11 protein-coding genes are annotated in these 15,321 nt (G+C 35.5%); 8 read left to right on the top strand and 3 right to left on the bottom strand.

Annotated features, from left to right (window positions below; genetic code table 11):
• Nucleotides 1–3: 3 nt before the first annotated feature.
• Nucleotides 4–2,745 (bottom strand): 2-oxoglutarate dehydrogenase E1 component, encoded by a 2,742-nt coding sequence (locus ICJ85_RS12225; protein WP_188224083.1) that lies wholly within the window; start codon nt 2,743–2,745, stop codon nt 4–6.
• Between the two features lie 163 nt (nt 2,746–2,908).
• On the opposite strand from ICJ85_RS12225, the gene ICJ85_RS12220 reads away from it, so the two are divergent.
• The 4 genes from ICJ85_RS12220 (at nt 2,909) to ICJ85_RS12205 (ending at nt 6,960) form a co-directional block, all read left to right on the top strand.
• The gene (locus ICJ85_RS12220; RefSeq protein WP_188224082.1) at nt 2,909–3,433 is read left to right on the top strand and encodes an alpha-ketoglutarate decarboxylase; all 525 of its coding nucleotides are present in this window, start codon (nt 2,909–2,911) and stop codon (nt 3,431–3,433) included.
• Between the two features lie 104 nt (nt 3,434–3,537).
• Nucleotides 3,538–3,921 (top strand): hypothetical protein, encoded by a 384-nt coding sequence (locus ICJ85_RS12215; protein ID WP_188224081.1) that lies wholly within the window; start codon nt 3,538–3,540, stop codon nt 3,919–3,921.
• A gap of 142 nt (nt 3,922–4,063) precedes the next feature.
• Entirely contained in the window at nt 4,064–4,906 is an 843-nt protein-coding gene (locus ICJ85_RS12210; RefSeq protein WP_188224080.1) for a hypothetical protein, read from the top strand.
• Between the two features lie 56 nt (nt 4,907–4,962).
• Nucleotides 4,963–6,960 (top strand): TonB-dependent receptor domain-containing protein, encoded by a 1,998-nt coding sequence (locus tag ICJ85_RS12205; protein ID WP_188224079.1) that lies wholly within the window; start codon nt 4,963–4,965, stop codon nt 6,958–6,960.
• Nucleotides 6,961–7,077: 117 nt separating this feature from the next.
• Here ICJ85_RS12205 and ICJ85_RS12200 read toward each other — a convergent pair whose 3' ends face one another.
• The gene (locus tag ICJ85_RS12200; protein WP_188224078.1) at nt 7,078–7,428 is read right to left on the bottom strand and encodes a hypothetical protein; all 351 of its coding nucleotides are present in this window, start codon (nt 7,426–7,428) and stop codon (nt 7,078–7,080) included.
• Nucleotides 7,428–8,402 carry a polyprenyl synthetase family protein gene (locus ICJ85_RS12195; RefSeq protein WP_188224077.1) on the bottom strand — a complete coding sequence of 325 codons (975 nt, stop codon included), beginning with the start codon at nt 8,400–8,402 and terminating at the stop codon, nt 7,428–7,430. The genes ICJ85_RS12200 and ICJ85_RS12195 overlap by 1 nt, the downstream gene beginning before the upstream one ends.
• A 122-nt stretch (nt 8,403–8,524) precedes the next feature.
• On the opposite strand from ICJ85_RS12195, the gene ICJ85_RS12190 reads away from it, so the two are divergent.
• Genes ICJ85_RS12190 through ICJ85_RS12175 form a run of 4 tightly spaced genes read left to right on the top strand, consistent with a single transcriptional unit; the run spans nt 8,525 to nt 15,209 of the window.
• Nucleotides 8,525–9,130 (top strand): TetR/AcrR family transcriptional regulator, encoded by a 606-nt coding sequence (locus ICJ85_RS12190; RefSeq protein WP_188224076.1) that lies wholly within the window; start codon nt 8,525–8,527, stop codon nt 9,128–9,130.
• A 1-nt stretch (nt 9,131) separates the two neighbouring features.
• The gene (locus tag ICJ85_RS12185) at nt 9,132–10,478 is read left to right on the top strand and encodes a TolC family protein (protein ID WP_188224075.1); all 1,347 of its coding nucleotides are present in this window, start codon (nt 9,132–9,134) and stop codon (nt 10,476–10,478) included.
• Nucleotides 10,479–10,505: 27 nt separating this feature from the next.
• Nucleotides 10,506–11,678 (top strand): efflux RND transporter periplasmic adaptor subunit, encoded by a 1,173-nt coding sequence (locus ICJ85_RS12180; RefSeq protein ID WP_188224074.1) that lies wholly within the window; start codon nt 10,506–10,508, stop codon nt 11,676–11,678.
• A gap of 12 nt (nt 11,679–11,690) precedes the next feature.
• Nucleotides 11,691–15,209: an efflux RND transporter permease subunit gene (locus tag ICJ85_RS12175; protein WP_188224073.1), complete on the top strand. Its 3,519-nt coding sequence runs from the start codon at nt 11,691–11,693 to the stop codon at nt 15,207–15,209.
• Nucleotides 15,210–15,321: the final 112 nt, after the last annotated feature.

The raw sequence follows: 15,321 nt of genomic DNA, 5'->3' as shown, positions 1-15,321 counted from the left end.
TAACTAGTTATTATCGAAAACAGCATTGATAACGCGTCGCTGTCTACTCTTATCACGCGTACTTGATCCTGGTGCAGGCACCGAGTTGTAAGGTCTAGCATAACATGCTAATTTAACCAAATCCATACGTTGCGCCATGTGCATCCAAGCCCCCATATTTTTAGGTTCTTCCTGCGCCCATGCATACTCAGTTACATTTGGATAACGGTTAATAACTTCCTGAATCTTATCTAAATGAAGTGGGAACAACTGCTCTAATCGCACTAATGCCACATCTTCTTTTCCTAACTCCTCGCGCTCTGCTAATAAATCGTAGTAGAATTTACCTGTACAGAACACCAGTTTTTTAACATTCTCAGGGTTTACTGTATCGTCAATAACCTCCTGGAAAGTTCCTCCAGCCAATTCATTAATACTTGAGATGGCTTTAGGGTGACGTAATAAACTCTTAGGCGTGAAAACTATTAATGGTTTTCTGAAGTTACGTTTCATTTGACGACGTAACAAGTGGAAGAAGTTTGCAGGTGTTGTACAGTCTGCAACAATCATATTGTCCTCTCCACATAACTGTAAATAACGCTCCATTCTCGCCGAAGAGTGCTCAGACCCCTGACCTTCGTATCCGTGAGGTAATAATACCACAATACCATTTTGGGCTTTCCACTTATCTTCTGCAGCCGATAAATACTGGTCGAAAATAATTTGTGCTCCATTACTGAAATCACCAAACTGTGCTTCCCAAATAGTTAAGGTATTCGGGTTCGCCATAGCATAACCATAATCGAAACCTAACACCCCGTATTCTGATAAGAAAGAGTTGAAAATAAACATCTCTCCTTTATTCTCTGGATTGGTGTTTAATAGATTGATACGATCTTCTGATATCTCGTCACGTAAAATAGCGTGTCTGTGACTAAACGTTCCACGCTCAACATCCTGACCTGAAATACGTACATTGAAACCTTCTTCAAGTAAACTTCCGTAAGCTAATGTTTCAGCCATACCCCAGTCTAAAGTATCGGTTTCAAAAACCATTTTTGCACGACCTTCTAATATTCTTTCAGCTTTACGCACAAATTTAACGCCTTCAGGAACGGTTGAAACCACTTTAGAAATACCTTCTAATTTTTCCTTAGCATAGGTTGTATCAGTTGGCACCAACATGCCATCTAATTCAGAACGCTCAAAACCTTCCCAACGCTCCTGCATAAACTCTCTTACTTTTGAAGACTCAGCTTCTCTAGCCTTTGTATATTCAGATTCAAGGGTATCTTTAAACTCATCTACAATATCTTTTTTATAAGCCGCATCAATTGTATTTTCATTAATTAGCTTACTTGAATAAATATCAAACGGATTATTATGCTTAGCAATAGCTTTATATAATTTAGGCTGTGTGAAACGTGGCTCATCACCTTCGTTATGACCATATTTTCTATATCCTAACAAATCGATATAAACGTCCTTTTTATAACGCATTCTGTAGTCTAATGCTAACTCTACCGCGTGAACTACCGCTTCGGCATCATCAGCATTTACATGTAGTACCGGAGATAAAGTTACCTTAGCCACATCAGTACAATAAGTACTAGAACGTGCATCTAAATAATTCGTGGTAAAACCAATCTGGTTATTTACAACAATATGTACTGTTCCTCCTGTTTTGTAACCAGCTAGCTGACTCATTTGTGCAACCTCATAAACAATACCTTGTCCTGCAATAGCCGCATCACCATGAACTACAATCGGGATGATTTTAGAGTCGTCACCATCATAATCATTATCAATCTTAGCACGTGTAATCCCTTCGGCAACAGACGCTACTGTTTCTAAATGCGATGGGTTTGGCACTAAGTTCATTTTAATATTCTTACCGTTCTGGTATGTTTTATCTAAAGTTAAACCTAAGTGATACTTAACGTCTCCATCGATATTTTCATCTTCAAAATCTTTACCATCAAACTCACTAAACAATTCATGCAACGGTTTTCTAAAGATATTCACCAAAGTACTTAAACGTCCACGGTGTGCCATTCCTAGTACACATTCTTTTACACCATATTTTTCTACAGCATAAAACAACACGTTACTAATAGCAGGAATTAAAGACTCCCCTCCCTCCAGAGAGAAACGCTTTTGTCCAACATATTTAGTTTGTAAAAAGTTTTCGAAAGTTACCGCCTGATTTAATTTTGAAAGAATATACTTCTTCTTTTCTGCATCAAAACTTGGCTGGTTATCATTAGAGTTTAATTTACCTTGCCACCAAGCGATTACTTCTGGGTTACGTAAGTACATGTACTCAACCCCTACCGAGCTACAATAAATTTTATCTAAATGCACCAATATTTCACGTAATGGTTTTGCTCCAATACCTAAAACATCACCTGCATTAAAAACAGTATCTAAATCGTTTTCGCTTAAACCGAAATTCTCTAAAGCTAAAGTTGGCGTGTAAGATCTTCTGTCACGCACTGGGTTTGTTTTGGTAAACAAGTGCCCACGCATTCTATACCCATCAATAAGCTGAAGAACCTGAAATTCTTTTTGAAGATATTCTGGCATTTGTGCCGAAACACCGTCTACAATCTCTCCTTCTAAACCGTAGTTTTCGCTTCCAAAATCGTACCCTTGAAAAAAGGCTCTCCAACTTGGTTCTACGGCATCTGGGTTCTGTAAATATTGATCGTATAATTCAGCAAAGTATGCTGTATGCGCTGCGTTTAAAAAGGAATATTTATCCATTATAATATTTAATTCACTATCAATTAGTCAAATTTACCGGCAAAAATACAACTTTTGCGAATATTAGGTGTTTAATTTGCTATATTTATGATTATCCTAACACCCTAATAATTAAAAATTAAATTTTTACTTTATTTTGTTGATATATTCTAAAGAACTAAGTATGATTACCTTAATAAACAAAAAGTCTCTACCAATTTTATTAGCAATTATCTGGAGTTTTAACACAATAACTGCACAACAATTAGAAAACGATTTCTGGAAACACGTAAGGTTTGGAGGTGGTGTGGGTTTAAGTTTTGGTAATGGCTTTTTTAGCGGAACACTTGCACCTAGTGCTCTTTACGAATTCACCAGCAACTTTGCTATGGGTGTAGGTTTAAATGGCACCTACAATAGAAGCAAAGACTTTTATAAATCGACTATTTTTGGCGGTAGTTTAATTAGTTTATACAGTCCGATTAACACCATTCAAATGTCTGCTGAATTTGAAGAACTTTATGTAAGTAGAAAATACGACAATCACCTTAACTTTGCAGACGACAGCTATTGGTACCCTGCCCTGTTTTTAGGTGCTGGTTACAGAAATCGCAACGTTACTTTTGGTATTCGCTACGACGTACTTTACGACAGAAACAAAAGTATTTATGCCGATCCATGGGCACCATTTGTAAGAGTGTATTTTTAAAAACCCCTTCCAAACCACAGCTTATTCAAATAAATATGTAAAATGTAATTTTTGTCACATTTATATCCTTGATTTATCACTACTTTTGCGGCGTGATTAAAAGCATGGCACAAAAAACAACTGTATTTATACTAATAGTTATTCTATTAGCACACAACATCAATACGTTGGTTATTGTAGTTGACTTTATTGCAAACCAGGATTTTATTGCAAAAACGCTTTGTATTCAAAAGGATAATCAGCAAGGGTGTAATGGTAAATGTCATTTACAAAAGCAACTGGCTCAAAATGAGACAAACCCAGATAAAAACACTCCTTTAACCGAAAACAAACGTACGGTATTAGATGCATTTTACATTTCCAACATCAATACCATTGCATCTGAAAATACTTTTAATACAAGAGCCCAACAAAAGCTATTGTATAAAACACCTGCTGTTTACGAAAATACACTTTCGGTAGATACACCTCCTCCCAACATTTTGTAATTCTTTCAAAAATATTTCGAGTTTCTAATTCTTCATTATAAGACGAATTAGACAAACCTCCTATGTAAAAATTAAAATACTATTACCGTATAGCTGTAAAGTTTATACAGCATCTTGCTATACACGAAATTGAATTACAAAAATGAAACTTACACATATATTCCCCCTTATCCTTATTACCTTATTCTCTGTTGGTTGTTCTACTGATAACGACGACAATATTATTAATGAATTAGATAATCTTATTAAAGTTAAAGACCTATCAAACGACACACATACCATTGAAGTTTATACTAAAACAGGGACATTCCACACCGGTTATAATGCTGTTAGTGTTAGAATTTTAGATAACGCTACAAATAAGTATATCGAAAATGCTTCCATTGACTGGTTGCCGGTTATGCAAATGCCAACCATGCAACATTCCTGCCCTAAATCTGATGTATCAAAAAGCTCTAACAAAGCAACACTTTACGAAGGTTACATCATTTATCAAATGACCAATACCGATGGTTCCGGCTGGTCGTTAACCTTCAATTACACCATAAATAATGAATTATATAGCGTTACCGACTCTATTACAGTTTTACAAACCGAATTACAAAATGTAAGCAGCTTTATGGGCAGTGATGATAAACGCTATGTTATTGCTTTTATTGAACCAACAACTCCGATTATCGGCATTAACGATTTGATTATTGGTGTTTATAATATGGAATCTATGATGTCGTTCCCAGCTGTAGAAAATTACAGCTTAGCCCTGGATCCTAGAATGCCAGGTATGGGCAACCATAGTTCGCCTAACAATACCGATTTAACATATAATAGTACAGATAGTATGTACCATGCCGACCTGTCCTTAACCATGACAGGATATTGGATATTAAATTTAAAATTGATTGATTCTGAAGACACTGTTTTAAAAGGTGAAACTGTTACCGAAACAAACACACAAAGCAGCTTATATCTCGAATTAGAATTTTAAATACAAATAGCATCGTGTTTCACGAAGCACGATGCTATTCTTTAAAAAATTTACAGATGAAAAAGTTCATCATTCTTTTATTGTGCTTTATATACATGTTTACTTATAGCCAAGAAAACAACACGATTATAAAAAAAGACACCACGCAGTTAAATGAAGTCATATTAATAGGCACCAGAAACCTTAGTAATTATCGCCAGGAAAAAACCTTATCGAGCGTTGACGATTACTTGGAAAAATCGAATAAGATAACCATGATAAAACGTGGAAACTATGCCTGGGAGCCTACCTTAAATAATATGACAAGCGAACGCCTGAATATCACCATTGACGGCATGCAAATTTTTGGTGCCTGCACCGATAAAATGGACCCTATAACCTCTTATGTCGATGTTTCAAACCTCAAACTGGTTACTGTAAACTCAGGGCAGGAAGGCACCGAAAACGGACATAATATTGGGGGTGCCATCGATTTGCAATTACCAGAATCTAAATTTAATAATTCGGGATTAAGATCGAGTTTCGACTTAGGTTACGAAACCAACGGCAACTACAAAACTGCGGGTCTAGAATTTGAATATTCAAATGAAAAATTCTACCTCAACACCGATGGCATTTACCGTAAATCGGGTAATTATGATGCAGGAAACAATACCAAAGTTCAATTTTCACAATTTGAAAAATATAATATTTCCGCTCAGGGAGGTTATAAATTATCAAACAACACAAGTATCGATGCCAACATTATTTACGATAAAGCTACAGACATTGGTTATCCGGCACTCCCGATGGATGTTTCTTTAGCAGAAGCTTTGATTACATCCCTAACATATAATTACCAAAGCAACCTAAGTTATATTAAATCTTGGGAAACAAAACTTTATTTTAATACCGTTACGCATATTATGGACGACTCTAAACGCCCCGATGTCCCTATTCGTATGGACATGCCTGGTTGGAGCGACACTTACGGTTTTTACAGTAAATTAAAACTCGTTGAAAACAAACATCAATTGCATTTTAACCTCAACGGATTTTACAACCGCTCTTTAGCCGAAATGACCATGTACCCAAACGACACCAATCAACCGAGTATGTTTATGTACACCTGGCCAGATATTAGAACATTATACAGTGGTTTCTATATTAAAGATCATTACACATTAAACGATTCAGAATCGATAAATACATCGGTTCGATTAGGGTTTCACAATAATACCATTGCCAAAGATGAAGGTGTTGAAAGTTTAAAAATTTTCTATCCGAATACAGTAGATTCTAAAAATCGATTCTTAACATCGGTCGCGTCAAATTATCACTTACATAAAAACGATTATCAGTTATCTTTTGGTTTGGGTTATGGCGAACGCGCCCCGTCGGTTAGCGAAGGTTACGGCTTTTTCCTTTATAATAGTTTTGACAATTTCGATTATATCGGAAATCCGAATCTAAAAAATGAAAAGTCGATAGAAGCGAATATAAAAGCCAATTACCACTTTGGTGATTTTACAGTAGGTCTGGAGTCATCGTATTTTCATATTAAAGACTATATCATTGGAGAAATTGATCCCAGTTCAACTTCTATGACCATTGGAGCGAATGGTGTAAAGCTGTATACTACTTTAGATTATGCTTCAATTTTCGATATCTATTTAAATACCGGTTTCCAGTTTAACAATCAATTTTCTATCAACACATCTATTGGTTATAACCACGGAAAAGAGAGTAACGACGAACATCTACCTCTCATTAAACCTTTATCGTATTTAGCTGAATTAACCTATGCAACACAGCATTTTAATGCTGCTTTACAATTAGAAGGTAATGGCAACCAAAGCAACTACAGTAGTTTTTACGGCGAAACCGAAACCGCGACTTACGGTGTTTTAAACTTAAATCTCGGAAATATGTTTTATCTAAAAAGTAATAAACTGGTTTTAAAATATGGTATTGAAAACATTTTAGACGCCTATTATTCAACTTACGCCGATTGGAATAACATCCCTAGGCAAGGACGAAATTTTTACATTAACACCTCTTTTGTTTTCAATTAAACATAAAAAGATAAATTGTCATTCTGAATTTATTTCAGAATCCCAAAGCATTCGTTTTCAGACGTAGTTAGAATCTGAAACGAGTTCAGATTGACAATAATTATTTATTAAGAAAATTTACTGATATTTATGTCTAAACCAGACTTTCTGCCATTCTCGTTTTAAAATTAAAAACATAACCGCTTCAGACAGTTTTAAAACATCACTCCCATCGAGCTCCTTGACTTGTTTTTCAGAAACATCGATGATATATAGCAGATTTAAATAATCGACAAATTTTTCCTGAATAAGCTTGTAAACAGTCTCGTGGAGCATCAACTTTAAACTGGAAGGCAAAATATCTTCATGAAAATCTAAATCGATATTCGCCAGTAAAAAATCTTTATTTAACTGCACCACCAACTTACTATACAAATCCAACTTGTTAGCTTCGTCAATTAAATCCTCAAATGTTGAAGGCAACTGCATTATACGTTTCTATTCATTAAACTTGAACCAAAAGCCCTTAACACATCCTTATTATCTTCCGAAATATTAAGTGTTTCTAAAACTTTAAACGCCTTGTTGGTATAATTTTCAATTTCTTGTCTGGTCACTTGGGCTGCACCACTAGATTGGAATATTTTTTTTGCAGTTTCTATCTTATCGGAAGGATCACTAGGACTTAAACTGAATAAATGCTGAAGTTCCAGTTTATTGTCTTCAGAAGCAAACTCTACAGCTTTAATATATAAATAGGTTTTTTTATTCTCGATAATATCTCCACCTACCTGTTTTCCAAACGTTTTAGGGTCTCCAAACGCATCTAAATAATCATCTTGTAACTGGAATGCAATGCCTAAATTTTTACCAAACTCATAGATTGCTTTTTGATCTTCTTCTGAAGCTTTTGCAACAATAGCACCCATTTGCATCGCTGCCCCCACGAGAACCGCAGTTTTGTATTCAATCATTTTTAAATACTCAGGAATTGTCACATCGTCACGAGTTTCAAAATCCACATCGTATTGCTGACCTTCACAAACCTCAAGCGCTGTTTTGCTAAATAATTTCGCCAATGCCTGAAATACCATTGGTTCGTAATTTTCAAATAACTGGTAAGCCATAATTAACATGGCGTCTCCCGATAATATCCCGGTATTTACATCCCATTTTTCATGAACGGTCTCCTGACCGCGTCTCAGAGGCGCTTCGTCCATAATATCGTCATGCACTAACGAGAAATTATGAAACACTTCAATACTCAAAGCCGCATCTAAAGCCAATTTATAATCTGCATTAAACGCTTCGGCCGTCATTAATGTCAACACCGGACGTAAACGCTTACCTCCTAATTGTAAAATATAATTTATTGGATTATACAGAGAAACAGGTTCGCGATGTTTAGAAAACCCCTCTAAGTGCGACGTTACAGCGTCCTGATAAAATAGTACATTTTGCATTCAGCAAAATAAAGTAATTGCTCTAACTAATGCAACCAATTTAAATTCAATATTAAAAAACTGTTAAAACTTAGGAAACTTTTTTTGTTTTTAAAGTTTCTTAGCTTAGTTTTGCGCTGATTATGAAAGACGATATTCTAAAAACAGCAGCAGATTTATTCTTAAACTACGGGTTTAAGAGTGTGACAATGGACGAGCTTGCCAATGCCCTTGGCATGTCGAAAAAAACGCTTTATCAATATTTCGCAAACAAAAATGATCTAATTGAAGAGACGACTTTATACATGTATCATACCATTCAAACAGGAATCAATGATATTATCATGCAGGACAGATCGCCTATTGAAGAGCTTTATGAAATTAAGCGATTTGTTATGAAGCATCTTAAAGATGAAAAATCGTCTCCTCAATTTCAACTTCAAAAATATTACCCGAAGATCTATGCCGATTTAATGCAAAAACAATCCTGCGTTATGGGCGATTGTGTAATTAGCAACTTAAATCGCGGTATCCAATTAGGATTATACAGAGACAACTTAGATAAAGAGTTTATCTCAAAAATTTATTTCAACTGCATGATATCGTTAAAGGACAAAGAATTATTCCCTTTAAACAACTTCTCCATGCAAACCTTAATGAACAATTATTTAGAATACCATTTACGTGGTATATGCACTCAAAAAGGTCTTAAATACTTAACAGAATACTTAAACAACAATCAATCATAAAATGAAACAACATCTAATACTATTATTTAGTTTATTGCTTTCTATACCCTTGTTTGCCCAGGAACAATCGTATGCTTTTAGTTTAGAAGAAGCCATTAATTTCGCGATTGAAAACAATAGAACAGCCATAAACGCTGCAAAAGATATTGAAGCTGCAGAAAAACAAAAATGGGAAACCACAGCTACCGGATTACCACAATTAAATGCTTCGGTAGACTACCAGAACTTCCTAAAACAGCAGGTTTCTTTAATTCCTGCAGAAGCTTTTGGTGGAAATCCCGGAGAGTTTGAAGAGGTGGTTTTTGGTACGAAACAAAACATGACCGCAACCGCAACCATCACACAAAAAATATTCGATGGTTCGTATATTGTGGGATTACAATCGGCTAAAGTGTATTTAGATATTTCTAAAAACGCCAAACAAAAAACCGATTTAGAAATCAGAAAAGCAGTAATCAACGCCTACGGCAATGTACTTCTAGCCGAAGAAAGCTTAACGCTTTTAAATAAAGACCGTAAAATTTTAGAAGACAACGTTAACGATACTTCTAAAATGTTTGAAAATGGTTTAGAGGAAGAAGAAAGCGTTGAGCAATTACAAATTACCTTATCGGGTTTAATGAGTAGTTTAAACAAAACCGAACGTTTAAAAGTGTTAGCCTACCAAATGCTAAACATTACACTTGGTTTAGACATAAACGCCAACACGACGTTAACCGATAAGTTAGAAATGCTAACCGCTCAAAACATCAGTTTAGAACTGTTAAGCACCGATGAAAATATTGAAAACAACATCGATTATAAAATTGCTGAAAACTCTAAAGTCTCGCAGGAATTACTTTTAAAACTTGAGAAAAGTAAAGCTTTGCCAACACTTAATGCCTTTTTAAACGGCGGATACTCGGGATTTTCAGATTCTTTTACCTTTACCAATAAAGATCAAAGATGGTTTGGTTCTTCATTATTTGGAGTGAGTTTAAACATTCCTATTTTTAGCTCACTTGGAAGAACTGCAGCTACGGCGCGCGTAAAAATCGATCTTGAAAAAGCTGAAAATGACTTAAAGGAAACCGAGCAGCAGTTAAAACTTCAAATCGCCTCTGCCAAAAGTGAATACCAGTTCGCTATTGAAGATTATGAAAACAAAAAACTGAACTTAAATCTTGCCGAACGCATTGAAAGTAAAAACCAAACCAAATTTTTTGAAGGTATTGGCTCTAGTTTCGATTTACGTCAGGCGCAAACTCAATTATACAACGCACAACAAGAATTTCTACAAGCCATGCTTGACGTAATAAATACCAAAGCAGAGTTAGAAACCATCTTAAACACCGTTCAAATCAATTAATCAATCAAAAGAAAATTTCAATTTCCAATGAAAAACATATATTCATTATTCATAGTAAGTATTCTGTTGGTCTCTTGTGGAGGCGAGAAGAAAAGAAACTCTGTTGAAAAAGTTTTAGAGAGCAATAATCTAACTACAATTCGTGCAAAACGTGCGGAGTTGGTTAGTGACCAGCAAACTTTAAACTCTAAAATTAAACTTTTAGACGAAGCTATTTCAAAATTAGATACCGTAAAACATGTCCCTTTAATTACAGCTTTTAAAGCTAAAACTGAAGTTTTTAATCATACATTAGAAATTCAAGGTAATGTTACCACTAAAAACTTATTAGTAATTACCCCAGAATACAATGGTATTTTAACAAACGTTTACGTTAAAGAAGGACAAAAAGTTAGTAAAGGGCAGTTACTCGCTAAAATTGACGATGGTGGTTTAAGCCAACAATTAGCGCAACTTAAAATTCAAACCGATTTAGCTAAAACCACGTTCGAGCGCCAAAAACGTTTATGGGAGCAAAACATTGGTAGCGAAATTCAATTTTTACAAGCTAAATCCACTTACGAATCTCAAGAGGAAGCAGTAAACCAATTAGAGCAGCAAGTTGCTAAAACAAAGGTAACCGCTCCATTTTCGGGAACTATTGATGATGTAATTACAGAACAAGGAAGTGTTGTTGCTGCTGGACAATCGCAATTAATGCGTTTGGTAAATCTGGATGACATGTATATTGAAACCGACATCCCAGAACGCTACATTGCCGATGTTACCAAAGGCAAAAACGTGGTTGTAGATTTTCCTATTTTAGGCACAACTGTTGAAACCAAAATACGTCAGGCAGGCGATTATATCAACCCTAATAACCGTACGTTTAAAGTAGAAATTGGTATTCCAAATAAGGATAAATCTATTAAGCCTAACTTAACAGCAAGACTTAAAATTAACGATTACACTAACGAAAACGCCTTATTAATTCCTCAAAGCATCATTTCAGAAAATGCTAACGGCGAACAATATGTTTATGTAATTTCTAATAAAAGCGATAAAAATATTGGCGTCGCTAATCGTGTTATTATCACTACCGGTAAAACTCAAGGCGATGTTATTGAAGTATTAAGCGGTATAGAAAACGGAACTGAAATTGTTCAGGAAGGTGCTCGTAGCGTTAAAGACGGGCAATCGGTTCAAATCATTAACTACTAAACCAAACCTATAATGTCAAAAAACAAAAAAAGCATCTATAAAGAATTTGGTTTCTCTTCTTGGGCGATAAACAATAAGACCACGATGTACGTGCTTATTCTTGTCATTTTCTATTTAGGAGTTGCAGCCTTTTTCGATATGCCTCGAGAAAGTTTCCCTGAGGTTAATGAAACTAAAATTTACGTCAGCTCTGTTTTCCCTGGAAACACAGCCGAAGACATAGAAAAACTAATTACCGACCCACTGGAAGACCGCTTAAAAACGGTAAGTAATGTGGTAGAAATTACCTCAACATCTCAGGAAGATTACGGGATGTTAATGGTGGAATTCGATGAAAATATTTCGGTTGAAGCCGCAAAACAAAAGGTAAAAGATGAAATAGATCAGGAAACATCAAGCGAAGACTGGCCAACCTTTAACGGTGCCAAAGTCGAGCCCGATGTTTTTGAGTTGAGCCTTTCGGAAGAAATGCCAATTCTTAACATTAATATTTCGGGAGATTACCCTATTGAAAAATTAAAAGAATTCGGCGAATACCTGCAGGATGAAATTGAAGATTTAGCAGAGATTAAAAAAGCTGATATTCGCGGTGCTCAGGAAAAAGAAGTTGAAGTTGCGGTAGACATTTATAAAATGATGGCGGCCAAAGTAACTTTTAGCGACATCATCAATACCATTAATAATGGGAACATGACCATGTCTGCCGGAAACTTAAAAGCCAGTGGTCAACGTAGAACCATTCGTATTATTGGTGAGATTGAAAAACCTTCAGAACTTGAAAACTTTGTAGTTAAATCTGAAAACGGCCACGCCATATATTTAAAAGATGTAGCAGTCGTTAAATTTAAGGAAGAAGACAAAACCACTTTTGCAAGAGAATTTGGCGCTCCTGTAGTCATGCTTGACGTTAAAAAACGTGCCGGCAAAAACATGGTAGCGGCTTCAGAGCAAATTCAGGTTATTGTAAAAGATGCTATTGAAAATGTATTCCCTGCAGACTTAAACGTTTCTATCACTAACGACCAGTCTGAAAAAACTATTGGTCAGGTAGACGATTTAGTAAACAACATTATTTTTGGAGTCCTTTTAGTAGTTACCGTTTTAATGTTCTTCTTAGGGTTTAAAAACGCTATTTTTGTAGGTTTTGCCATCCCTATGTCCATGTTCATGTCTTTAATGATTTTAAACTTTATAGGTTACAGCTTAAATACCATGGTACTTTTTGGTTTAATCATGGGACTTGGTATGCTTGTAGACAACGGTATTGTGGTTGTTGAAAACGTGTATCGTTTAATGGACGAAGAAGGCATGAGCCGCATACGAGCTGCCAAAGAAGGTATTGGCGAAATTGCATTCCCTATTATAATTTCTACAGCAACAACAGTAGCCGCTTTTATTCCGTTAGGATTATGGCCTGGAATTATGGGAGAATTCATGAAAATTTTACCAATTACACTTTCGGTAGTCTTAGGTTCATCTTTATTTGTTGCTATCTTTTTTAACTCGGTAATGGTATCCGAATTTATGACCATAGAAGATAAAGACATGCCTCTAAAACGTATTATCACCATGACAGCTATAATGGTTGTATCTGGTATTATTGTGTTAATTGTGGGTGGCGATTACAAAGGTTTAGGCACGCTAATGATTGTAACAGCCTTTTTACTATGGATTTATCGCTTGTTTTTACGTAAAGCTGCTAATCACTTCCAAAACCATACATTGGCAAAATTAGAGCGCATGTATGAACGCCAATTACGTTGGGCTCTTTCTGGAAAAAAACCTTACTTTATAAGTATTGGTACATTTGCAACATTAATACTTTCATTTATAGCTTTTGGTGCTTCATTGGCAACGCAACGTACAAAAGTGGAATTTTTCCCAGACAATAGACCAAATCAAATTATTATTTACATAGAATATCCGCAAGGTACAGCCATTGAAAAAACTAATGCAATAACCAAAGAAATTGAAAAGCGAGTTTACAAAGTTTTAGACCAAAACCAATATAAAGATGGCGACTATAACTTTCTTGTAGAAAGTGCTGTTTCTCAAGTTGGTGAAGGTGCCGGAAACCCACAAACCGATGGAGGATCTTCGGCAGAAATGCCACACAAAGCCAAAATTACAGCCTCCATGCGCGAATACAAATACCGCCGTGGTGCCGACAGTGAATTGCTACGTCAAAAAGTACAGGAAGATTTAGTTGGAATTTTCCCTGGTGTCTTAATATCTGTCGAAAAGGATGCCAATGGCCCACCTGCTGGAGCTCCTATTAATATTGAAATTGAAGGTGACGATTACAATGAATTAATCGCAACTGCCGAAAGTATGCGCCAGTTTATTAATGGTAAAAACATTGCTGGTATCGACGAGCTTAAAATTGATGTAAATAAAGATAAACCATCAATGAAAGTAGTTATAGACAGAAAAAAAGCCGGAGAATTAGGCATCAGCGCAGCTCAAATTGGCCAACAGTTACGAAATTCTATTTTTGGATCTAAAGCTGGTATTTATAAAGAAGGAGGTGATGATTATGATATCTATGTACGTTTCAACGAAGCTAATAGATATAACACGAGTGCTTTATTCAATCAAAACATCACATTCCGAACCAATACAGGTCAGCTTAAGGAAATACCATTATCGGCTGTTGCAAGTCATGAAAATACCTCAGGGTTTAGTGCCATAAAACATAAAGATACCAAACGAATTGTTACTGTTTACTCGGCATTATCACCTGGTTATACAGATGCTGGTGCTATTGTAACTCAAATTCAAAACGAAATGAAGAGTTACGAAGGCTTACCTGAAAACATTAAAATAGATTATACTGGGCAAATTGAAGAACAAAATAAGCAGATGGCCTTTTTGATGGGCGCGTTTTTTACTGGTCTTGGATTAATCTTCTTTATTTTAATTTTCCAGTTTAACTCAGTATCAAAACCTGCAATAATTATGTTAGCGATATTCTTGAGTTTAATAGGTGTTTTTGGAGGATTGGTAATTACAGGAAGCGCTTTCGTTATTATGATGACTATGGTAGGTATTATCTCGCTTGCTGGAATTGTAGTAAACAACGGTGTGGTACTCCTCGATTACGCGCAACTTTTAATTGACAGAAAAAAACACGATCTAGATATCGATAAAAAAGATTATCTGCAAACCGAAGATTTATACGAAAGCCTTGTAAAAGCAGGTAAAGCACGTTTACGTCCGGTACTATTAACCGCTATAACAACAATTTTTGGATTAGTTCCATTAGCTATCGGATTAAACATTAACTTCTTTACCTTATTTAGCGAATTCAACCCACATATTTACATGGGAGGTGATAACGTGGTATTCTGGGGACCATTAGCTTGGACAGTAATTTACGGATTATTTGTAGCTACGTTCTTAACCCTAATTGTAGTTCCTGTTTTATTCTTCTTAAGTATGAAGCTTAAAATGTGGTTCCACAAAAAAATGCGTTCAGAAGATATTAACGAGCAATTTAATGTGGTGACTAACACTCAAATTGAAGATTAATTAAAGTTTTATTTCTAAGCCTTAATTAATAGCAGAAAAGCCCCGACAAATGTCGGGGCTTTTTTTGTTGTTAATCAGTAAACTTCATTAAATTTGCAACTCTAAAATTTCA

This window comes from Aestuariibaculum marinum, assembly GCF_014596975.1.
Taxonomy (GTDB): Bacteria; Bacteroidota; Bacteroidia; order Flavobacteriales; family Flavobacteriaceae; genus Aestuariibaculum; species Aestuariibaculum marinum.
The sequence above is the reverse complement of the archived record's forward strand: the minus strand, read 5'-3'. Positions and strand labels throughout refer to the sequence as shown.

What these genes read in the sequence shown, in the direction of transcription:
- ICJ85_RS12225 (WP_188224083.1), bottom strand. Translation starts at nt 2,745, where the DNA reads ATGGATAAATATTCCTTTTTAAACGCAGCGCATACAGCATACTTTGCT.
- ICJ85_RS12220 (WP_188224082.1), top strand. Translation starts at nt 2,909, where the DNA reads ATGATTACCTTAATAAACAAAAAGTCTCTACCAATTTTATTAGCAATT.
- ICJ85_RS12215 (WP_188224081.1), top strand. Translation starts at nt 3,538, where the DNA reads ATGGCACAAAAAACAACTGTATTTATACTAATAGTTATTCTATTAGCA.
- ICJ85_RS12210 (WP_188224080.1), top strand. Translation starts at nt 4,064, where the DNA reads ATGAAACTTACACATATATTCCCCCTTATCCTTATTACCTTATTCTCT.
- ICJ85_RS12205 (WP_188224079.1), top strand. Translation starts at nt 4,963, where the DNA reads ATGAAAAAGTTCATCATTCTTTTATTGTGCTTTATATACATGTTTACT.
- ICJ85_RS12200 (WP_188224078.1), bottom strand. Translation starts at nt 7,428, where the DNA reads ATGCAGTTGCCTTCAACATTTGAGGATTTAATTGACGAAGCTAACAAG.
- ICJ85_RS12195 (WP_188224077.1), bottom strand. Translation starts at nt 8,402, where the DNA reads ATGCAAAATGTACTATTTTATCAGGACGCTGTAACGTCGCACTTAGAG.
- ICJ85_RS12190 (WP_188224076.1), top strand. Translation starts at nt 8,525, where the DNA reads ATGAAAGACGATATTCTAAAAACAGCAGCAGATTTATTCTTAAACTAC.
- ICJ85_RS12185 (WP_188224075.1), top strand. Translation starts at nt 9,132, where the DNA reads ATGAAACAACATCTAATACTATTATTTAGTTTATTGCTTTCTATACCC.
- ICJ85_RS12180 (WP_188224074.1), top strand. Translation starts at nt 10,506, where the DNA reads ATGAAAAACATATATTCATTATTCATAGTAAGTATTCTGTTGGTCTCT.
- ICJ85_RS12175 (WP_188224073.1), top strand. Translation starts at nt 11,691, where the DNA reads ATGTCAAAAAACAAAAAAAGCATCTATAAAGAATTTGGTTTCTCTTCT.